The organism is Pseudomonas sp. S30 (assembly GCF_016518545.1).
Lineage (GTDB): Bacteria > Pseudomonadota > Gammaproteobacteria > Pseudomonadales > Pseudomonadaceae > Aquipseudomonas.
Genome location: NZ_JACVTO010000001.1, coordinates 404493 through 425314, shown reverse-complemented (window position 1 = coordinate 425314; position 20822 = coordinate 404493). Strand labels below are relative to the sequence as shown.

The 20822-nt window shown below is 60.1% G+C and carries 19 protein-coding genes and 1 pseudogene; all 20 read left to right on the top strand.

Annotated elements, in window-relative coordinates:
• The first annotated feature begins 6 nt into the window (after window positions 1-6).
• The 20 genes and pseudogenes from IAE34_RS01935 (at window position 7) to IAE34_RS01840 (ending at window position 20771) form a co-directional block, all read left to right on the top strand.
• Window positions 7-303, top strand: coding sequence for an extradiol ring-cleavage dioxygenase (locus IAE34_RS01935; RefSeq protein ID WP_233630870.1), 297 nt, complete (start codon window positions 7-9; stop codon window positions 301-303).
• Between the two features lie 3 nt (window positions 304-306).
• Entirely contained in the window at window positions 307-1179 is an 873-nt protein-coding gene (locus IAE34_RS01930) for a protocatechuate 3,4-dioxygenase (RefSeq protein WP_200137165.1), read from the top strand.
• The gene (locus tag IAE34_RS01925) at window positions 1151-1507 is read left to right on the top strand and encodes a non-heme iron oxygenase ferredoxin subunit (protein ID WP_200137164.1); all 357 of its coding nucleotides are present in this window, start codon (window positions 1151-1153) and stop codon (window positions 1505-1507) included. Before IAE34_RS01930 ends, IAE34_RS01925 begins: the two co-directional genes overlap by 29 nt.
• Before the next feature lie 25 nt (window positions 1508-1532).
• A complete protein-coding gene (locus IAE34_RS01920) occupies window positions 1533-2882 on the top strand; it encodes an SRPBCC family protein (RefSeq protein WP_200137163.1) in 1350 nt (449 codons plus the stop codon).
• Window positions 2883-2893: 11 nt separating this feature from the next.
• Window positions 2894-3415 (top strand): 3-phenylpropionate/cinnamic acid dioxygenase subunit beta, encoded by a 522-nt coding sequence (locus IAE34_RS01915; protein WP_233630869.1) that lies wholly within the window; start codon window positions 2894-2896, stop codon window positions 3413-3415.
• 10 nt (window positions 3416-3425) lie between these two features.
• Window positions 3426-4238, top strand: coding sequence for a 3-(cis-5,6-dihydroxycyclohexa-1,3-dien-1-yl)propanoate dehydrogenase (hcaB, locus tag IAE34_RS01910; protein WP_200137161.1), 813 nt, complete (start codon window positions 3426-3428; stop codon window positions 4236-4238).
• A 37-nt stretch (window positions 4239-4275) separates the two neighbouring features.
• A complete protein-coding gene (locus tag IAE34_RS01905; protein ID WP_200137160.1) occupies window positions 4276-5253 on the top strand; it encodes an NAD(P)H-dependent flavin oxidoreductase in 978 nt (325 codons plus the stop codon).
• Between the two features lie 30 nt (window positions 5254-5283).
• Complete coding sequence (locus IAE34_RS01900; RefSeq protein ID WP_200137159.1) at window positions 5284-6066, top strand: 2-keto-4-pentenoate hydratase; 783 nt, start codon at window positions 5284-5286, stop codon at window positions 6064-6066.
• A 101-nt stretch (window positions 6067-6167) separates the two neighbouring features.
• Window positions 6168-8027, top strand: coding sequence for a feruloyl-CoA synthase (locus IAE34_RS01895; RefSeq protein ID WP_200137158.1), 1860 nt, complete (start codon window positions 6168-6170; stop codon window positions 8025-8027).
• Window positions 8024-8932, top strand: a complete 909-nt coding sequence (locus IAE34_RS01890) for an acetaldehyde dehydrogenase (acetylating) (protein WP_200137157.1) — start codon at window positions 8024-8026, stop codon at window positions 8930-8932. Before IAE34_RS01895 ends, IAE34_RS01890 begins: the two co-directional genes overlap by 4 nt.
• Window positions 8929-9945 (top strand): 4-hydroxy-2-oxovalerate aldolase, encoded by a 1017-nt coding sequence (gene dmpG / locus IAE34_RS01885; protein WP_200137156.1) that lies wholly within the window; start codon window positions 8929-8931, stop codon window positions 9943-9945. The genes IAE34_RS01890 and dmpG overlap by 4 nt, the downstream gene beginning before the upstream one ends.
• A 4-nt stretch (window positions 9946-9949) precedes the next feature.
• A complete protein-coding gene (locus IAE34_RS01880; protein ID WP_200137155.1) occupies window positions 9950-10951 on the top strand; it encodes a CDP-6-deoxy-delta-3,4-glucoseen reductase in 1002 nt (333 codons plus the stop codon).
• A 30-nt stretch (window positions 10952-10981) separates the two neighbouring features.
• Window positions 10982-11647, top strand: coding sequence for a flavin reductase family protein (locus IAE34_RS01875; protein ID WP_200137154.1), 666 nt, complete (start codon window positions 10982-10984; stop codon window positions 11645-11647).
• 161 nt (window positions 11648-11808) lie between these two features.
• Window positions 11809-12465, top strand: coding sequence for an OprD family outer membrane porin (locus tag IAE34_RS01870; RefSeq protein ID WP_200137153.1), 657 nt, complete (start codon window positions 11809-11811; stop codon window positions 12463-12465).
• A pseudogene (locus tag IAE34_RS24470) lies at window positions 12444-12521 on the top strand (hypothetical protein); the annotation flags it as partial. The gene IAE34_RS01870 and the pseudogene IAE34_RS24470, both read left to right, overlap by 22 nt.
• A 483-nt stretch (window positions 12522-13004) precedes the next feature.
• On the top strand, window positions 13005-13892 hold the full coding sequence (locus tag IAE34_RS01860; RefSeq protein WP_200137152.1) for a LysR family transcriptional regulator: 888 nt from the start codon (window positions 13005-13007) through the stop codon (window positions 13890-13892).
• A gap of 147 nt (window positions 13893-14039) precedes the next feature.
• Complete coding sequence (gene acnA, locus IAE34_RS01855) at window positions 14040-16718, top strand: aconitate hydratase AcnA (protein WP_200137151.1); 2679 nt, start codon at window positions 14040-14042, stop codon at window positions 16716-16718.
• A 258-nt stretch (window positions 16719-16976) separates the two neighbouring features.
• Window positions 16977-18029: a lactonase family protein gene (locus tag IAE34_RS01850; protein WP_200137150.1), complete on the top strand. Its 1053-nt coding sequence runs from the start codon at window positions 16977-16979 to the stop codon at window positions 18027-18029.
• Between the two features lie 61 nt (window positions 18030-18090).
• Complete coding sequence (locus IAE34_RS01845; RefSeq protein WP_200137149.1) at window positions 18091-19407, top strand: MFS transporter; 1317 nt, start codon at window positions 18091-18093, stop codon at window positions 19405-19407.
• 110 nt (window positions 19408-19517) lie between these two features.
• Window positions 19518-20771, top strand: a complete 1254-nt coding sequence (locus tag IAE34_RS01840) for an OprD family porin (protein ID WP_200137148.1) — start codon at window positions 19518-19520, stop codon at window positions 20769-20771.
• Window positions 20772-20822 lie beyond the last annotated feature (51 nt).

Here is a 20822-nt window from a genome sequence, read left to right as displayed (position 1 = left end):
CGTGCCATGAGCCGCAATCTAATGGAGCGGGTGCTTTGGCAACTGTGCGTCGAACGCGCTGCAAAAGACCGCTTTCGCCAGGACCCGGCGGGTTTCCTCGCGCGCTTCGCGCTTGAGGCAGACGAGGCAGCGATGATTCTCGAGTTCGACGTCGCAGGCCTGCAGACCGCCGGCGTCAGCCCGATGCTGACCATGGGCTACTGGCAGGAACTCTCACCACAACGTGACATGGCGACCTACAAGCGCCGGTTGGGGTGCACCGATGAACAAAGCGCGGGGTTCTCCGCCGCGCTGAAGGGGTGAGCAATGGGCAAGATCGTTGGCGGTTTCTGGATGCCGCATGACCCAGTAATGTTCGTGGCGCCGAATGCGCCGCCTGAACCACAGCGCGAAGCCGTGTGGGACGCCTACAACCAGTGCGCTGAACGCCTTGCGGCGTTGCAGCCAACCTCGGTGATCATTGTCGGCTGTGACCACTACATTCTGTTTGGAACCCACTGCCTGCCGCGCTATGTCATCGGTACTGGCGACGTAGACGGGCCGATTGATCGCTTGCCGGGTCTGGCTCGCGAGCAAGTGCCGAACCATCAGCGCCTGGCAGGCCATATCGTCGAACACGCACAGGCGCAAGGTATCGACTGGACCGTGGCTCGCAGCTTCACCGTGGACCATTCGTTCTCCATCCCTCACCAGTTGGTGGTCAAGCCTGCCCAGGCATTGCTGGGTCGTGAATTGCCAACCATCCCGGTGTACCTGGCCTGTGGCGTTGACCCTTACATTACATTGCCCCGTGCGGCGGACCTCGGGCGGCAAATTCGCGCTGCCGTCGAAAGTTTCGCTGAGCACGAGCGGGTAGTCATCATCGGCAGTGGCGGCATCAGTCACTGGGTCGGCACCGTTGAGATGGGGCTGGTAGCTGAAGACTTCGACCAGGAGATCTTGCGTCACGGGATCAATGGCGACCTGCAGGCGCTGTGCGCCTACTCGGATGCAGAAATTCTCCGCCGTGCCGGCAACGGGGCGATGGAAATCCGCAATTTCGTCTGCGCCATGGCGGCGCTGGATCGGCCACAGGGCGAAGTAATTGCCTACGAGGCCGTGCCTGCCTGGGTAGCCGGCCTGGGCTTCGTACAACTGAAGGAGGCCGAACATGAGCCGCATTTTGCTCTGCCAACGTGATGACCTGGCGCCCGGGGAGCTGAAGAAAGTCGACAACCCGAATGGTGGTGATGCGCTATGCGTATACAACCTAAATGGCACCTTCTACGCCACCACGGACATGTGCACCCACGCTACGGCATCGCTGGCCGAGGGGGACCTGGAAGACGATCTGATCACCTGTCCGGTGCACTGGGGGCAGTTCCATGTGCCAAGTGGCCAGGCCGTGACTTTCCCCTGTGAGAAGCACCTGCGCACCTACAAGGTCATCGTCACTGACCGTGAGGTCTATGCCGACACCGCCGAAGAAGCCGAAGAAGCGCTGGCGGCTGCGAACAGCCCGGTGTGAAGCCGAAATACTGTGAGTCTGAGCAATGGATAACAACAAGTACATTCCACTGAGAAACATCGAGACCACCCCAGCACTCGATAACCTCGACCGTATCTGCGATATGGAGGAAGGACGCCTGTCGGGCAAAGTCTTTTGGGATGAGCAGATTTATGCCCAGGAACTGGAAAAGATTTTCGCCCGCTGCTGGCTGTTCGTCGCCCACGAGTCCCAGCTTCCCAAGTTTGGTGATTACCTGACCACCAGCATGGGCGAGGACGAAGTGCTGGTGGTGCGGCAGAAGGATACCTCGCTGAAGGTGTTCCTCAATGCCTGCCCGCACCGTGGTAACAAGGTGTGCTTCGCCGAAGCCGGCAACGCTCGCGGCTTCATCTGTAATTACCACGGTTGGTCGTTCGGCGCCGACGGCGGGCGTCTGCTCGGCATGCATGAATCCAAGTGCTACGAAGAGAGCCACTTCGATAAGAGCAAACACGGCCTGCGTGAGGCCCGGGTGGCCACCTACAAAGGGCTGGTGTTCGCCACCTTCGCGGCGGATGCGCCGAGCCTTGAGGAATACCTGGGGCCGATGACCTGGTACCTGGATGTCATGCTCGACATGGACGAGGGCGGCAGCGAGTTTCTCGGGGGCTGTATCCGCTCCACCATCGAATGCAACTGGAAGATCGCTGCAGAAAACTTCGTCGGCGACATCCTTCATGGTGGCTGGACCCACGATTCGGCGGCCAAGGCCATGCTCGGCGGGCCGGTGACCAACGTAGGCGAGCTCCCTGAGTCTTACTCGGTGAACTGGAACGGTCATGGCTATGAGTTTGCTACCGATGTCGTGGGCAACGCCGCGACGCTTGGCGAGCGCGAGATCAACAAGTACCTCCATGTATTACGGCCGAAGGTGGCCGAGCGCCTGGGCGAGTTCCGCTCGAAGCTGATTGGGGCGATTTCCTCATTCACCGTATTTCCCAACTTCTCCTTCCTTCCTGGTCAAAACACCGTACGTATCTGGCAACCACGCGGGCCGCACAAGATCGAGCTGTTTACCTGGGTGATCGTCAACAAGAACGCACCACAAGACATCAAAGACAAATGGCGCCGAGGCGCGATGATGACCTTCTCGCCCACTGGTGTGTTTGAAATGGACGATGGCGAAAACTGGGAGTACTGCACCAAGACCAGCCGCGGCGTGGTCACCCGCTACCAAGACCTGTATGTCGCGCTGGGGATGGACAGCCGTATCGAGGACAGCGAACTGCCTGGCAACGTGTTCAAGGGTCAGCTCAACGAATGCAACGCGCGGGCGTTCTACCAGCGTTGGAAGGATTTGCTGCAGGCGCCTACCTGGGCCGACGTGCCAGATCGCAACGGCAAGATGCGCTGAGGATGACTGCGATGACCATTGAAGTGATGCCAACCTCCGATGAAGTACGGCGGGTCGAGCAATTCCTGCTGCGCGAAGCGCGCTTGCTGGATGACGAGCGTTGGGACGACTGGTTGCTGACGTTGAGCGAAGCTATCCACTACTGGATGCCAGGCATTGAAAACCGCCGTCGGGAAGACAAATCCGGGCCGTACCGTTTGGAGCACATGGCCTTGTTCGATGACGGCCTGCGTGAGTTGCAGCGGCGAGTGGCCCGCTTCAAGCAACCGTCAGCATGGGCCGAGAACCCACCGACCCGCAATGTGCACCTGATCAGCAACATCGAGGTGTATGCAGGCGAGCAGCTGGGTGAATACCGCGCGTATTCCTGCTTCATCAACGTGCGCAGCCGCGGGCTCGATGAGCAGTATCAATTGACCGGCAGGCGTGAGGATGTACTGCGACTCGAAGCGGACGGGTTGAAGCTGTTCAAGCGCAAGATCCTAATCCCGAACGCCATGTTGCTGTGCAAGAACATCAACACTTTCCTCTGAGGATCTGGACATGGGTTGGCTGAATGAGCAGGTCGCACTGGTGACCGGCGGCACCGGCGGTATCGGCAGCGCAGTGGTGCGGCGCTATGTGGCCGAGGGCGCCAAGGTCGCGGTGATGGGCCGCGACATTACCCAATTGCGTCAGCTGGAGCAGGAACTGGGCGAAGCGATCATAACCGTACAGGGTGACGTCGCGGATTATCGTGATAACCAACGCGCAGTCGCCGCAACGCTGGAGGCGTTCGGCAAACTCGACACCTTCGTCGGTAATGCGGCGGTGTTCGATTACTTCACTCGGCTGGACCGTATCGCGCCGGAGGACTTCGCCCAGGCGTTCAACAAGCTGTTCTCGATCAATGTGCAGGGCTATCTGCTGGGCGCTCAGGCCGCAACTGCGGCCCTGCGCGATACCTCGGGTAGCATGATTTTCACCTTGTCCAATAGCGCGTTCTACGCCGGTGGCGGTGGAATTCTCTATGTCACTGCCAAGCACGCATTGGTCGGCATGATCCGCCAGCTGGCCTACGAACTGGCACCGGACATCCGCGTCAATGGCGTTGCACCAGGTGCGACCAACACTCCGATGAAGAGCCTGGAAGGGCTGAACAGCCGTAGCGTGCCGCTGAATCAGATTCCAGGGTTCGAGGCCGGTGCCGCGCAAGCGGTACCCCTGCAACGGATCGCTGACCCCGCAGATCATGCCGGCCACTATGTATTGCTGGCCTCTCGCGAGAACGCCGGATTAACCACCGCCAATATCATTCACAGCGATGGCGGCTGGGAAATCCGCAGTGCCGGGTCATCCCGCCCTCGTCGGGCCTGAATTCCAATCTCGATAATTACAAGAATGAGTACGTGCAATGAGCAATAACACGAGAAGCCTGAGCGCCTCGCAACGGCAGTTGTTGGGCATTTTTGCCAGCCTTGAATTACCTGTCCTGGCGGCACCGATGTTCCTGGTATCCGGTCCACGTCTGGTGGCTGCCTGCTGTCAAGCGGGTGTCATTGGCAGCTTCCCGGCGCCCAATGCCAGGACCTTGGAGCAGCTGCAGGAGTGGCTGGAGCAGATTGTCAACGAGCGCGAGCTGGCAGCTGATCGGGGTGAACAGTGGGCGCCCTGGATGTTGAACATGATCGTCCACAGCACCTACGACCGCTTCGAGGCAGAGCTGGAGTTGGTTCGACGTTACAAGCCGTCGATCGTCTCGACAGCACTGGGGAGTCCGGCTCGGGTGCTGGATGCCGTGCATGAATACGGTGGTGTGGTGATCGCCGATGTCGTCACGCCAGCGCTGGCACGCAAGGCAATGGCGGCTGGGGTGGACGGCCTGGTGCTGGTGTGCAACGGCGCCGGTGGCCACACCGGCACCAATAACCCATTCGCATTCACCGCAGAGGTACGCGAATTCTGGGACGGCCCACTGGGACTGGCAGGCGCTATCTCCAATGGCCGCGATGTACATGCGGCGCAGGTGCTGGGTTGCGATTTCGCGCTCGTCGGTACGCGCTTGGTGGCCACCACGGAAAGCCTGGTTGAGCAAGCCTACCGCGATATGTTGGTCGACTGCACTTTGGACGATATCGCTGCCACCAAGGCAGTTAGCGGCGTACTGGCCAACTGGATGAAGCCTTCGCTGGCCAAGGCAGGGATAGATCCAAACGCTGAGTTCCGTGCACAAATAGACTTCTCCGGCAACATCGCCAGTGCCAACAAGGCTTGGAAGCACGTGTGGTCAGCCGGCCAGGGCGTAGGGCAGATCCATCGTACAAGCACCGTCGCGGAGCTGGTGGATGAACTGCATCAGGGCTATCGGCAGAGCGTTGCACGCGCGGTCTGATCTTTTTCAGCGTATTGAAGGAAGCACACGATGAATCAGCAGAATCTTGAAGCAGCGGCTCTTGCCATCCTTGATGCCCGGGAGCAACGCCAGGCCATTGCTCGCATTTCTGAGCGTTTTGATATCAACACCCTGGCGGATGCCTATGCCGTACAGGAACACAACACCCGGGTCGCTTTGGCTCAAGGGCGACGCCTGAGCGGACGCAAGATCGGCCTCACTTCGCTGGCGGTACAGCAGCAGTTGGGGGTCGACCAGCCGGACTTTGGCATGTTGTTCGCTGACATGGAATATCAGGATGGCAGCGTAATCGACAACAGCCGCCTGATCCAACCCAAAGCCGAAGGAGAGATCGCCTTTTTCCTGGGCCGTGATCTGCCTCATGCCGACACTACCCTGAGCGAGTTACTGCGAGCTATCGACCATGTGTTACCGGCTCTGGAAATCGTCGACTCGGTGATTCAGGACTGGAAAATCACCCTGGTCGATACCGTGGCGGACAACGCCTCGTCGGGACTGTATGTGCTGGGCAAGACGCCGGTTCTGTTGTCAGGACTGGACCTTTCCCTTGAAGGCATGGTGTTGGAGAAGAACGGCAGCCAAGCCGCCATTGGGGTCGGTGCAGCATGTATGGGCAACCCGCTGGATGCGTGCCTATGGCTGGCACGCACCATGGCCGAGGCAGGGCGCCCCTTACAAGCCGGGGACGTGCTGCTGTCCGGGGCGTTGGGGCCGATGGTACCCGTTTCGGCCGGTGATCGCCTACGGCTGCGCCTCAGCCGCCTTGGCGAAGTGAGTTGTCAGTTCGCCTGAGCTGCGCACTGCAATACCCGCCGTTGTGACAACGGCGGCCCACTACAAGAACAAGATCAGTGAACGAGGCGATTAGCCCGACTCGTTCATGAGGGCGTGCAATGTACGACTTTTATAACGACCCGGCGCAGCTCGCGCCCGCGCAGGTGCTGCGCGAAATTCGAGCCGATGGTAGTTTCATCCTCAAGTCACCCGAGCCGTTACAGCCCTATGCGCGTTGCATCGGGGAATGGCTGGAACACTGGGCCGCAGAAGCCCCCGAACGTCCGTACCTGGCAGAAAGGCGCGGCAACGGTTGGTTCAGCCTGAGCTATGCGCAGGTCCGCCAGCGGGTAGGTTCGTTGGCCCAAGGCCTGCTGGAACTCGACCTGCAACCTGGCCGCCCCGTGCTGATGCTGTCGGAAAACGATATCGATCAGGCCCTGCTGAGTCTGGCTGCCTTGCATGTGGGCATTCCGGTGTCCACGGTGTCCGTGGCCTATTCACGCGACACCGGTGGCGGTTGCAACAAACTCAAGGCGATCATCCAAGTGCTGAGGCCGGCGGCAGTCTTTGTCAGCGATGGCGATGCTTACTTCGAAGCCATTCGCTTGACTCAACCGGAATGCCAGGTACTGGCTGCGCGTAACGCTCAAGAAATTCCGGGCGCATTGGCGCTGCCGTTGCTCTACAGAACCGAAACGCCGTCCGTAATGGAGGCGTTTCATCGTGTCGATGGTGAAACGCCCGCCCGTTACCTGATGACATCAGGCTCCACAGGCGCACCCAAAGCGGTAATCAATACCCATGGCATGCTCTGCGCCAATCAGCAAGCCATTGCTCAGTGTTGGCGGTTCGTCGAACAAGGCGAAGTCGTGGTGTTGGATTGGCTCCCCTGGAGCCATGTGTTCGGCGCTAACCACAACTTCAATCTGGTGCTGCGTAATGGCGGCACCCTGTACATCGACGATGGCCTCCCCCTGCCGGGGCAGATCGACCGTACGGTGGAGAACATCAAGGCGGTGAAGCCAACTCTGTTCTTCAACGTGCCGCGTGGTTATGAGGTTCTACTGCCTTACCTTGAGCGCGATGAGGAACTGGGGCAGGCGCTATTCGGTCGCTTGCGTATGCTGTTTTATGCGGCGGCAGCGTTGCCCCAGAGCAGTTGGGACCGCTTGGTCACATGTGCCCGCAAGGTACGCAGCGAGCCCTTGTTTTTTGCCACCGAATGGGGGTCCACGGAAACCTCGCCAGTAGTTACCAACGTCCATTTTGACTCCAGTCGTGCCGGCATCATTGGTCTGCCGGTACCGGGTACCGAGCTCAAGTTCGTGCCATCCGGGGACAAGCTGGAAATGCGGGTCCGTGGGCCGTCGGTGTTCCCGCGTTACCTGGACGACCCGACCAACACCGTCGCTGCATTCGACGAAGAAGGCTTCTACCGAATCGGTGATGCCGGACGCTTGGTTGATCCCGAGCACCCCGAACTCGGTGTCCAGTTCGATGGCCGTGTCACCGAGGACTTCAAACTCACCAGCGGCACTTGGGTGTCCGTGGGGACGTTACGCACCCGGCTGGTCAGCGCATTGGCTCCCTACGCTAGTGACTGCGTGATTTGCGGGCACGACCGCGACGTCATCGCCGCGCTGGTTTACCCGACACCCGCTTTGCGCGAGCTACTGGGGCGGGCCGGCCGAGCCATGAGTGGGAGTGAATTGGCCATGCAGGCGGAAGTACGCCTGGCCCTATGCGCCGGCTTGCAGTCATTGGCCAAGGATTTTCCAGCCTCTTCGCAGCACGCCGCCCGCCTGATCATCCTCGACTCGCCACCCAGCCTGCCCGACGGGGAGATCACCGACAAAGGCTACATCAACCAGCGCGCAGCGCTGACCCTGCGCGCAGAGGCGGTCAAGCGTCTTTATGCCGAAAGCCTCGGGCAGGACGTGATCCTGCTCGCTGAAGTCTATGGAGAAACCGCATGAGTCAATCCAAATTGAAAGTCGCGATCATCGGCTCGGGCAACATCGGTACCGACCTGATGATAAAGATCCTGCGCAATGCCAAGCACCTCGAAATGGCTGTGATGGTCGGGATCGACCCGGCTTCTGATGGTCTGGCGCGTGCGCAGCGCATGGGGGTCGCCACTACCCACGAAGGGGTCGAAGGCTTGATCGCCATGAAGGCTTTCGATGAAGTCGACTTCATATTCGATGCCACCTCCGCTGGTGCGCATGCGCGCAATGATGCGGCGTTGCGCGCAGCGAAACCGGGCATCCAGGTGATAGACCTGACGCCGGCCGCCATCGGTCCCTACTGCATTCCAGTGGTGAACCTGGAACAGAACCTACGTCAACCGAACGTGAACATGGTCACCTGCGGTGGCCAGGCAACCATCCCCATGGTGGCCGCAGTATCCCGAGTCGCCAAGGTGCATTACGCCGAAATCGTCGCCTCGATCGCCAGCAAGTCTGCTGGTCCGGGTACCCGCGCCAACATCGACGAATTCACCGAGACCACCTCCAAAGCCATCGAAACCATCGGCGGTGCGAGCAAAGGCAAAGCGATCATTATCATGAATCCCGCGGAGCCGCCGCTGATGATGCGCGACACGGTGTTCGTGCTCTCGGAGCTGGCCGACCAGGCACAGATCGCCGCTTCGGTCGAGGAAATGGCGGCAGCGGTACAGGCTTATGTCCCTGGCTATCGGCTGAAGCAGCAGGTGCAGTTCGATGTGCTGCCCGAAGGCCTCAAAACATCGATCTTCCTCGAAGTCGAGGGTGCCGCCCATTACCTGCCGGCCTACGCCGGTAATCTCGACATCATGACCTCGGCGGCGCTGGCCACCGCCGAGCGCATGGCGCTGTCAATGACCCAGGGAGCAGCATGATGAAAAAGCTTTATATCTCCGACGTGACCCTACGCGACGGCAGCCATGCGATTCGCCACCAATACAGCCTCGACAACGTGCGTGACATCGCCCGGGCCTTGGACAAGGCCAAAGTCGACTCCATCGAAGTCGCCCATGGCGACGGCCTTCAGGGTTCGAGTTTCAACTATGGCTTTGGCAAGCACAGTGACATCGAATACATCGAGGCGGTCGCGGGCGTGGTCAGCCATGCCAAGATTGCCACGTTGCTGCTGCCGGGCATCGGCACGATTCACGATCTCAAGGCCGCCTACGATGCAGGAGCGCGCGTGGTTCGGGTCGCCACCCACTGCACCGAGGCAGACGTTTCGAAACAGCATATCGAGTACGCCCGCAAGCTGGGCATGGATACCGTGGGTTTTCTGATGATGAGCCACATGATTCCAGCCGAGGAGCTGGCCAAGCAGGGCAAACTGATGGAGAGCTATGGAGCCCAGTGCATCTACATGGCCGACTCCGGAGGAGCCATGAACATGAACGACATCCGTGATCGTATGCGGGCGTTCAAGGCCGTGCTGAAGCCCCAGACCCGAACCGGCATGCATGCACATCACAACCTCTCACTCGGCGTGGCCAACTCGATCGTGGCGGTCGAAGAGGGCTGTGATCGCGTCGATGCCAGCCTGGCTGGTATGGGCGCCGGTGCCGGCAATGCGCCCCTGGAGGTGTTCATCGCCGCCGCCGAGCGCCTGGGCTGGAACCATGGTACCGACCTGTACACGCTGATGGATGCGGCGGATGACATTGTGCGCCCATTGCAGGACCGCCCGGTGCGAGTCGACCGCGAAACCCTAGGCCTTGGTTATGCCGGCGTCTATTCCAGCTTCCTGCGGCACGCCGAAATCGCGGCGGCGAAATACGGCCTAAAGACGCTGGACATCTTGGTCGAGCTCGGCCGCCGGCGCATGGTCGGTGGCCAGGAAGACATGATCGTCGACGTAGCACTCGATCTACTCAAGGCTCAGCGAGGGTAGGGCGATGGGACACCACATTCAGATTCTTCCGGTTGACCTTTCTTGCCCGATTGCCGAAGGCCAGACCGTGCTGGATGCTGCCTTGGCCGATGGTCTGATGCTCAAGCACAGCTGCCGCACGGGCACGTGCGGCAGTTGCAAGGGCCGAGTGATCAGCGGTGACGTGGACCACGCCGACAGCCCATTGGATGTGCTCAGCGAAGTGGAGCGGGCGCAGGGCATGGCTCTGTTCTGTTGTGCCCGGGCCTGCTCCGATCTAGTGATCGAAGCCCCGGAAGTCTCTGAACTACGCGGCATCAGTGTTCAGCAAATGGGGACCCGCGTGGCAACCATTGACAAGGTGAGCCATGACGTAGCGGTGCTGCGACTGATGTTAGCACCGGGGTCGACATTCAATTACTTGCCTGGTCAATACCTGCAGGTGCTGCTCAAGGATGGAAGCCGACGAGCCTATTCGATGGCTTCGAGCATTCCCCGCGACAATCAGGTGGAGCTGCATATCCGTCATATGCCAGGTGGGTTTTTCAGCGGGCATGTGTTCAACACCCTACTGCCTAAGGCAATTCTGCGGGTAGAAGGGCCGTTCGGCTCGTTCTACCTGCGAGATAACGAGCGACCGATGATCTTCTTGGCAAGCGGTACTGGTTTTGCGCCAATCCAGGCGCTGCTTGAGCAGTTGCAAGAGCAGGGTAACCGCCGTCCGGTTTACCTCTACTGGGGTGGGCGACAGCGCGTTGACCTTTACCGACACGAACTGTTGCGCACATTGGAAGCTCAACTGCCCTGGCTGCGCTACACGCCGGTACTGTCCGAGCCAGGCCCAGCTTGCGACTGGCAAGGTGCGACGGGTTTCGTACATCGGCAGGTAATCAATGACTTCAAGAGCTTGAAGGGCTTTGACGTGTATGCCTGCGGTGCTCCCATCGTGGTCGATTCCGCCCGGCGTGATTACGTCACCGAGCTGGAGTTGAACATTGACCGCTTTTATGCCGATGCCTTCGTTTGATCTAACCAAAACAATAACAAGGGGTCTTGCATGTTCTATCAACCAGGTGTGACTACCCATGATTTACCCTACGACCCGTTCAAGTCCTGTGTAGTACCCCGTCCCATCGGCTGGATCTCCACGCGCAGCACTGACGGCGTCGACAACCTCGCTCCGTACAGCCAGTTCACCAATGTCAGCTTCGACCCAGCCATGGTGATGTTCTCGTCGAATCAAACCATTGATGGTCGACGCAAGGACAGCGTGATCAATGCCGAGCAGACCGGCGTATTTATCTGGAACATGGCAACCTACGACCTGCGCGAGCAGGTCAACCTGACCGCGCAGGAGTTGCCATATGGGATTGATGAGTTTGTTCACGCAACCCTGGAAAAAGCCGAGGGTTTGATAGTGGCGGCGGCTCGCGTGGCGGCTTCGCCAGTGCAGTTCGAATGCCAGTACCTGCAGACCGTCCGCCTGCCCGGCAACGGGCCGATGGGCACAGTGGACGTAGTATTCGGCAAGGTAATTGGCGTTCACATTGTCGATCGCGCCCTGACTGAAGACGGCCGGCTGGATGTCCTGAAAATACGTCCTTTGGCCCGGCTCGGTTACTTCGACTACACCAGTGTGACTTCGACGTTCGAGATGATAATCCCGGAGTCTGACCGTTTGCTGGTCGGACTGGAGGGCGCCGCAGCTCGCAACCACAGTTAAATTGGCCCGACGTCCGCCCAGGGCGTCATCGCTTTTTGGCGTAGCGTCATCCGGAAAACAACAATAATGTCACGGAGTCGACATGACCCTCTATCCTGAAACCCCGAAAAGCGGCGTTGCTTGCGTGTGCGCTGTTCGGACCAGTTGCCCATTGCCAGGCATTGACCTTCACGGAAGACAGCGCTGCCAGCTTGAAAGCGCGCAATTACTATATTAATCGGGACTACAAAGGCAGCAGCCCCCAATCTGCGTCCCGAGAATGGGCACAGGGTTTCATCGCCAGTTTCGCTTCCGGTTACACCCCGGGCCCATTGGGCTTGGGCCTGGAGGGGCAGGCATGGCTTGACCTGAAGCTGGATTCCTCCTCAAGCCGCGTCGGCACGGGGCTGTTACCGAACAATCCTTACACCCATGAGCCGAGTGATGAGTACTCAGAGCTAGGGCTCACCACGAAGGCGCGTATCGACAAGACCGAGCTGCGTTGGGGGACTTTGGCACCGGCGCGTCCGGTGATCTATGCCAGTCAAACCTGGCTTTTCAGCCAGACCTTCCGGGGTGCTGAACTGAAATCGCAGCAGTTCGACAACATGCTCCTCTTTCTCGGACAGGTGGATCGCAACAACCTGCGTGATTCAACTGATTACCAGCCTTTGTCGGTGGCTTCGCCTAACGGTCGCTTCAACCCAGCGGCAACCAGTAGCCGGTTCCGCTACGTCGGAGGGGATTTCCGGCTGGGTGGGCCGCTGGTGGTAAGGCTTACCACGCTCAGCTACGAGACCTGTACAGGCAAAGTTACGTGGGCTTCGAGCAGAGTTTAGTGCTGGGCAACGACAAGCTCTTGACCGATGTGCGCTACTACGACAGTGCAGAGGATGGAGCTGGCAGGGCAGGCCGGGTAGACAATCACAATCTTGGCGTGATGCTGACCTATGTGCGGGTGCTCACAAAGTCTGTGCAGGGTACATGCACCTCAAGGGAGCCAGCGCTATGCCCTATCTCACGGGGAGTCACGCCGGTCAGCAAATCGTTGACGCCAAAGCAGCAAAAAATCCAAGAGCTGGAAGCTCGAATCACGCGCTTTGAACGCAAGAAGGCCTTCTATGCCCACGCCGCCGAGCAAAGAGAAGTCTTGAGGGCTGGAGATATCGCCTCTACAGTCGCCATGTGCCGATTGTTCGACTTGGTGAGCACGTGCTACCGCGTAGTGGCTCGATTACTCGGCCAGAAGCTATTGTTCACGCTGTAAAGCCATGAGGGCTGTCTCGGCGAGCGGCGTTTTCCCTGAATCGTTGCTGGTAGGCACGCCCTTGCTAATTGGGCCGTTATCTGGCCTGCGACGCCTATCGGGAATGACGCCGTGCGCTACGACCTTACCAGCCTGGATCTATTCATCACTGTGGCCCAGGAGCGCAATCTCACACGCGCCGGGCGCATCAAGCATGTCGCGGTGTCAGCGATCAGCAAGCGGATCAGCGAGCTGGAAGCGCAGATCGGCTCGCCGCTACTGTTGCGCAATGCGCGCGGTGTGGAGTTGACGCCTGCTGGGCAATCCCTATTATTCTATGCCCGTCAGTTTAAGCAGACCATGGCCCAGTTGGACAGCGAACTCAGTGACTACTCTCGCGGTGTGAAGGGGCACATTCGGGTGCATGCAATCACTTCGGCATTGTCCCAGTTCCTTCCCCAGGACGTCGCAGGGTTCGCTGCGCAGTACCCCCAGATCAAGTTCGACATCGAGGAACGGGTGGGCTCGGCGGTGATTCGCGCAGTGGCCGATGGTCGGGCAGATCTGGGCATCATCGCTGAGCAGACCGCAGCTCAGGGGCTTGAAACCTTCGTTTACCGACGCGATGAACTCACCCTAGTTATGCCGAGCGGGCACGCGCTGGCGACACGCAAGTCGATCGATTTCAAAGAGGTGCTGGAGCATGAGTTCGTCGGCCCACATCTGGAAAGTTCGATGAACACGCTGCTGACCAGTGAAGCCGACAAACTGGGCATGATACTCAAGCTGCGCATTCGCATAAGCAGCTTCGACTGCATGTGTCGCATGGTTTCCAATGGCCTGGGTATCGCCGTGCTGCCGCGCAGTGTGATCAATCAGTACCTGCGAAGTCACAAACTCAGGGCGGTCACGCTAAGCGAGCCGTGGGCGCAGCGCACATTGATGCTGGTTCTGCGCAAATACGAGGCCGCTTCACCCACGCTGAAAACCTTCATCGACCACCTCAGGCTGCCCGACTGACTCCTCCCGGCGTTCTCCTTTGGAGAACGCTGCTATGGCGATTGATCAATTTTCATCGGGGCTGCCTGCTTTTAGTATCGGCTTATCCGCAGTGCCGCCTGTCTTGCGCAGGGCCTGTGACATTATAAGAAGCCGAGCGATTCCAGCATGACCGAGACTGCCTGCCACCTCCTCACCTCCCTGGTGATCAACGAAGACGTCTTCACCATCGTCGACCTGAGCAAGATGCTCGATCACAGGCAACTGGCCAAGCTGCCGTACTCCATCCGTATCCTACTGGAGAACGTTGCACGCTGCTCGCCCCAAGCACTGCCTTCAGTGCTGGCACGGGCCATCGGCCAGGGTCCTGATTGCGAGGTGCCTTTTCAGCCGAATAGGCTGATGTTCCACGACACCACCTGCTTGCCGGCACTGGCAGACTTCGCAGGTATGCGCGATGTGGTCGCCGAGCTGGGTGGAGACCCGCAGGCGATGAACCCTTTAATTCCTGCAGTGCTGACCATCGATCATTCGGTGATTGTGGAGCGTTTCGCTGAAGCCGATGCGGTCGAGCAGAATCTGAACATCGATTTCCGTCGCAATAGCGAGCGCTATCGTTTCATCAAGTGGGCGCAGAAGAGCCTAGACAACTTCGGGGTGATCCCGCCGGGTACTGGCATCATTCACCAGATGAACATGGAGGCCCTTGCCCAGGTGGTCTGGGAAACCCCCGGCGAGAACGGCGTGCGCCTGCTGCATCCAGACGACATGGTCGCCACCGACAGCCATACCCCGATGATCAATGCCATAAGCGTATTGGGCTGGGGTGTCGGCGGCCTGGAGGGGCAGGCGGCGATGGTCGGTGAGCCGGTGCCTATCAGTTTTCCGAAAGTGATCGGCATTCGCGTGACCAACACCCTGCGTGCAGGTGTGACGGCCACGGACCTGTCCCTGCATGTAGCCGAGATCCTGCGTCAGCGCTCGGTGGTGGGCAAATTCGTCGAGTTCACCGGCCCTGGCCTGTCCACCTTGAGCTGGGCCGCCCGCGGCACGGTGTCAAACATGGCACCCGAGTACGGTGCTACGGTGGTGTTCTTCCCATTCGACAACGAAACCCTGGCTTACCTGGAACTCAGCGGCCGCTCGGCAGAACTGCGCGAGCAGGTGGTTAGTTACATGAGTGCCCAGCCCCTGTGGCGTCGTGACGACCTGCCGGAGCCCGAATTCGACGAGCTGATCGAACTGGACCTGGCCTGCATCGAGCCCAGCGTAGCCGGCCCGCACCAGCCCCATCAGCGTCAGCCGCTGTCCCGGGCAGGTGCCTCCTTTCATGAAGAAGTGCTTGGCGGCGGTAAGCTGATCGGCGCCCCACAAGAGCAGCGCTTCCTCGAGCCTTCATTTGGCCAGCCGATCACCCATGGCGCCGTGGTGATGTCCGCTATTACCAGTTGCACCAATACCGCCAACCCGGCGCAGATGATCCAGGCCGGCTTGCTGGCCCGAAACGCGCGAAGCCTAGGCCTGCAGCGTAAGCCTTGGGTCAAGACCTCCCTGTCTCCCGGCTCGCAGGTCGTCGCCGACTACTTGGCCGAAGCGGGTCTGCTGGAAGACTTCTCTGCACTGGGCTTCGATCTGGCGGGCTTTGGTTGCATGACCTGCATCGGCAACTCGGGCAAGCTTGAGGAGCATGTAGAAGCGTTCGCCGATCAGGGCCTCAAAGGTGTGGTGGTACTCTCGGGCAACCGCAATTTCGAGGGGCGAGTGAATCCCAAGGTGCCCGCAGGCTACCTGGCTTCGCCGGCCCTCTGTGTCGCCTACGCCATCGCTGGCAGCATCGATGTCGATCTCACTCGCGAACCGTTGGCCACCACCGCTGACGGCCAGCCGGTCTATTTGCATGAGTTGATGCCGTCGGATGTAGAGATCGCCGCTGAAGTCGATCGCGTGGTCAAGCCCGAATTCTTCCAACAGCGCCTGGCTAGGGTCTGGGACGGTACTCACCACTGGCAGGCACTATCGGCCGAGGGCAGCGTGCAGTTCCCTTGGAGCCCACAGTCCACCTACCTGCGCCGCCCTCAGTACTTGGCCGATATCCAGGCCGAGCCCAAGGCCTCTCTGGCGATCAGCGGCGCCCGTGTGTTGATGGTTCTGGGCGACAACGTCACCACTGACCATATTTCTCCGGCCGGGGCCATCCCGGCCAATAGCCTGGCCGGGCAGTGGTTGCTTGAGCGTGGTGAAGATCCCCATGACCTCAACCAGTACTCCACCCGCCGCAGCAACCATGAGGTGATGCTGCGCGGTGCCTTGACCAACAAATCGGTGAAGAACCGCCTGCTTGGGGAGTCACAGCCAGGGCAAGGTGCCTGGGCGTGGAATGCCGACCACAGCGAGTGCCTGCCACTCTACGAAGCGGCCAAGAGCTATGCCGCCGCGCACACGCCCATGGTGGTGTTCGCCGGGATCAACTACGGCGCCGGTTCGAGCCGCGACTGGGCGGCCAAAGCCCAGGCCCTGCTGGGGGTGAAGGCGGTGGTCGCGCAGAGCATCGAGCGGATTCACCGTAGCAACCTGATCGGCATGGGCGTGCTGCCACTGGTGTTTCAGCCTGGCCAGAGCGTCGATGACCTCAAGCTGGACGGCTCCGAGCGATTTGACTTCCTCGGTCTCGACGAGTTGGTGGTTGGGCAGAACGAGATCGGTCTGGTCATCCATCGCGCCGATGGCCGCAGCGATGAGGTCACGGTGATTGCGCGCATCGATTCGCAGCAGGAAGTGCGCTACCTGAGCAACGGTGGCGTGCTGCCCTTCGTGATCCGCAAGGTCGTCGCGCGCACCCGGCAATGACCGGTGTACCGCCCCGGTGGCCGGGGCGATCAGACAAAACAACAAGAGGGACATCCCCTGATGCACCGCGAACATCACACTGACGTCGCGCCCGACGCCGTGGGCGCGCAGCCCACCGATGCAGGCCGACGCAGCGTTCTAAAACAACTGGGTACGGCTGCCGGACTAGGCCTGTTGGGCGCCATATTGCCGGCCAGCATGGCCAGTGCGGCGGGCGCCTTATCTTCGAAACATTCTGCAAGCGGGAGAAACACCCCTATGTTCGCGTATGTCGGATCGCGCACCACCCGGGAGCGTAATGCGCGTGGTGATGGCATCACGGTCTACCGGCTGGATCAGCAAGCGGGCACGCTTGAGAAAGTCCAGACGGTGGATGATCTGGTCAACCCATCATTCCTGGCCTTGAACCGCGCTGGCGACCGTCTGTACAGCGTCCACGGTGACCGGAGCGAGGTCAGTGTGTTCAAGGTGAACAGGCAGACCGGCAAGCTCAGCTTGCTCAACCGTGCGAGCTGCGAAGGCAAGAACCCCGTGCACCTGGCCCTAGACCCGAGCGAGCGCTTTCTGGTGGTTTCCAACCACATCACCGGCTCAGTGGCGGTGCTCAACGTCGGTGAAGACGGAGCTTTGGGCACCGTCAACCAACTAGTGAAGCTGGAAGGTCCGCTGGGTCCGCACCGTGTCGAGCAGCCCTTCGCCAAGCCGCACTTCAACCCGTTCGACGCCTCGGGCAACTTCGTGCTGGTACCGGACAAAGGTCTGGACCGAGTCTTCAGCTTCCGTTTCGACAACGGCAAGTTGCACCCGGCCGAGCAGCCGTTCGTTGTCGCCCGTGAGGGTTCCGGCCCACGTCATCTCGCCCTGCACCCGAAAGCTGGGTTCGCCTACGTGATCAACGAACTGGATTCGACCGTCACCAGCTACCGCTTCGATGCCGCCAGCGGTGCATTGAGCCCATTGCAGGTGCTGTCTTCGCTACCAGCGACCTTCACCGGTAACAGCCGTGCCTCCGAGATCGAGGTCGACCGCAGCGGTCGCTTTGTATACGCCTCCAATCGTGGCTACGACAGCCTCGCGGTGTTCGCGATCAATGAGGGCAGTGGCCTGCTCAGTCCGGTCCAGTACGTCCCGAGCGAAGGCAAGACGCCACGCTTCTTCTCCCTTACCCCTAACCAGCGCTTCATGTTCGCGCTCAATGAGGACAGCGACATCATCGTCTCGTTTGCGGTGGACGTGCAAACCGGCGCATTGCGCAAGACCGGCTTCTCGGTTTCGACCGGCAGTCCGGTCTGCATGATCTTTTCTGCCTGATGTTCGGTTGTATCCATAACAATTAAAGGGCAGACCACGGCTTGCCCTCGATGAGGTCCTTATGAACAACAATAAAACTGTCGACGAACAGGCGACGGTCCGCAAGGTCACCCTGCGCATCATCCCGTTCATGTTTCTGCTTTACATCGTCTCTTATCTCGACCGTGCCAACATCGGTTACGCCGCACTGGAGATGAACAAGGAGCTGGCCCTGAGCAGTGAAGTGTTCGGCTTCATCTCCGGAATTTTCTTCATCGGCTACTTCCTGTTCGAAGTGCCGAGCAACGTCATGCTCCACAAGTTCGGCGCGCGCGTGTGGATCGCACGCATCCTGGTGACCTGGGGTGTCATCGCCGCTGCTACGGCATTCGCCCAGACGGCCAACCAGCTTTACGTATTGCGCTTTCTGCTTGGCGTGGCCGAGGCGGGCTTCTTCCCAGGCGTGATCGTCTACCTGACCTACTGGTTCCGTGCCAAGGAGCTTGCCACCACCGTAGCCCTGTTCACGGCGGCGATTCCGGTCAGCTACATCATCGGCGCTCCGCTTTCCACCTGGATCATGGACAACATCAAGTGGTTTGACTGGAGCGGCTGGCGCTGGATGCTATTCCTCGAAGGCGTACCGGCCGTGATTCTGGGGGTGGCGTGCTATCTGTTCCTGACCGATAAGCCCGAGCAGGCCAAGTGGCTGACCCAGCAGGAAAAGGACTGGCTGCTGGCCGAGCTCGAGCGCGATCGTCAGAGCCGCAAGAACGTCAAGCGCCTGAGTGTCTGGCAAACCATGGTCAACAAGAAGGTGCTGTACCTGGCCTTCATCTATTTCGTCTACCAATGTGGCAGCCTGGGTGTCGGCTACTGGATGCCGCAGATCATCAAGGGCTTCTCCAATGACCTGACGCACACTCAGATCGGCCTGATTGCGATGGTGCCGTACATCGTCGCCACTGTTGCGATGATCGTCTGGTCCCGCAGCTCGGACCGGCGCAACGAACGCAAAATGCACTCGGCGATTCCCTTGGCGGTCGCCGCACTGGGTCTGATCGGTGCCGGCATGCTGCCCAGCGGGATAGCCTCGATGGCAATGATCTGCGTCGCGCTGTCCGGTCTGTACAGCTTCAAGTCGCCGTTCTGGGCATTGCCGACGTTGTTCCTTGACCGCGCGACCGCCGCAGTGTCGATCGCCGTGATCAACTCCATCGGTAACCTCGGCGGTTTCGTCGGGCCGTCGATGATCGGTGTAGTCAAGGGCAACAGCCAAAGCGCAGCCACGGGCTTGCTCTTCCTCAGCGCCTTGCTGGTCGTCGCCTTCCTGATGACGGCACTGATGCGCGTCACCAATAAGGATCCCGATCAGCCCGTGGCCGCCTCGGCCCACTGATCCTTGAAGGGGCCGTCACCTGGCCCCTTCGCGGAAATGTGCTTCCTTTCACTGCCCGGTGCCATGCCCCGGGCCGGGCAGTCTCATGCCAACCAGATGGAAATCGCCAGATGTACAACAACAAGAATATCCTGCGTACTTTTTTCACCCTGTCTCCCTGCATGATCGCAGGCGTTGTCAGTGCCGAAGGTTTCGTCGAAGACAGCAAGCTCAACCTGCAGATGCAGAACTACTACCTGAACCGCGATTTCCGCGATGGCAGAGGGCAGTCCAAGCGTGAAGAATGGGCTCAGGGTTTCCTGCTGGACTTTCGCTCCGGCTATACGCCCGGCACCGTTGGCTTCGGTCTTGACGCCCTCGGCATGCTCGGCATCAAGCTCGATTCCAGCCCCGACCGTGCCGGCACCGGCCTGCTGCCAGTCCACGATGATGGCCGCGCGGCAGACGAGTTCAGCCGCCTGGGACTGACCGCCAAGGTCAGAGTGTCGCAGAGTGAGCTCAAGTACGGCACTGTGATCCCCAAGCTGCCCACGGTGCAGGCCAATACCGGACGCATCCTGCCGCAGACGTTCGAGGGCGGGCTGCTCACCAGTGGTGAAATCGAAGGCTTGACCCTGACTGGGGCACGCTTCGATCGCATGACTGACCGTGACTCCAGCGATACGCAGAAAATTACCCTGAACAACAAGAATCGGCGTTTTTCCGGTGCGGTGACAGGGGATGACTTCTGGATTGGCGGTGCCGACTACGCGCTGAGCAAGGCGCTGACCCTGAGCTACCAGTACGCCGAATTGCAAGATGTCTACCGGCAGCACTTCCTGGGTCTCAATCACAGCTGGAGCATCGGCCCGGGCAAGCTCAAGAGCGACCTGCGCTACATGCTCAGTGACGATGCTGGCAGCGCCCAGGGCGGTGCCATCGACAGTGGTGCATTGAGCGGCCTGTTCACCTACAGCCTGGGCGGCCACGCATTCGGCGTGGGTCTGCAGAAGATGAATGGCGAAACCTCGATGCCGTATCTCAACGGTACCGACCCGTACCTGGCCAACTACATCCAGCTCAACGACTTTGCCGAGCCGGGCGAGCGTTCCTGGCAGCTGCGCTACGACTACAACTTCGCCGCTGTGGGCATCCCCGGCCTCACGTTCATGACCCGGTACGTCAAAGGTGATCACGCCGATCCCGCGACGCTCGGCCAAGAGGGGCGGGAGTGGGAACGCAATACCGATATCGCTTATGTTATCCAGTCGGGCGCATTGAAGAACGTGGGGATTCGCTGGCGTAATGCGGCGTACCGATCCAACTTCGCCCGCAGCGCCGACGAGAACCGCTTGATCGTGTCGTACACCTTACCCATCTGGTGAGACCCGATTCGCAACCGCTCCTGCGCGCCCCTTGCAGGGGCGGCTTGAGCC